Origin of the sequence: Mesorhizobium sp. M1A.T.Ca.IN.004.03.1.1 (assembly GCF_003997555.1) — a bacterium.
Classification (GTDB): Bacteria; Pseudomonadota; Alphaproteobacteria; order Rhizobiales; family Rhizobiaceae; genus Mesorhizobium.
In genome coordinates this window covers 1-428 of record NZ_RZTV01000059.1, presented here as the reverse complement: position 1 = coordinate 428, position 428 = coordinate 1, and the positions used below count along the sequence as shown (strand labels likewise).

The window sequence follows — 428 nt, the reverse complement described above, 5'->3', positions numbered from 1 at the left end:
GACCAAGGAGGCGCTCGGCGGCTTCATTCTGATCGAGGCCAAGGACCTTAACGACGCGATCCGTGTTGCCTCCGGCATCCCGCTTGCGAAGCTCGGCGCAATCGAAGTGCGGCCAATCCACGAATTCGCAGCCAAATGAGGAGAAACCGATGAAATTTTTATGCCAGATCTGGTTCGACACGGAAAAAAGCAAGCTGGTCCCTCAGAGCGAATGGGATGCGCTCACACAGGAGTGCATCATCAGCGACAATCGATGGCGCGAGAGCGGTCACCTGCAGGTGGCGCTCGCCTTGCATGAACCGTCAACAGCGGTCACGGTCCGCTTGCGCAATGGTGAAGTCTCTGCGACCGACGGCCCATTTGCCGAAATCAAGGAGCACCTCGGCGGCTTTGTGCTTATCGAAGCCGAGAATATAGAGGAGGCGAAG

General features: G+C 57.5%; 2 protein-coding genes. Both read left to right on the top strand.

The window, feature by feature from the left end; translation table 11 throughout:
- On the top strand, positions 1-139 hold a 139-nt coding region (locus tag EOD29_RS30675; RefSeq protein ID WP_245475486.1), incomplete at its 5' end, for a YciI family protein.
- A gap of 10 nt (positions 140-149) precedes the next feature.
- The coding region (locus EOD29_RS30670; protein ID WP_127248781.1) for a YciI family protein at positions 150-428 on the top strand (279 nt) is incomplete at its 3' end.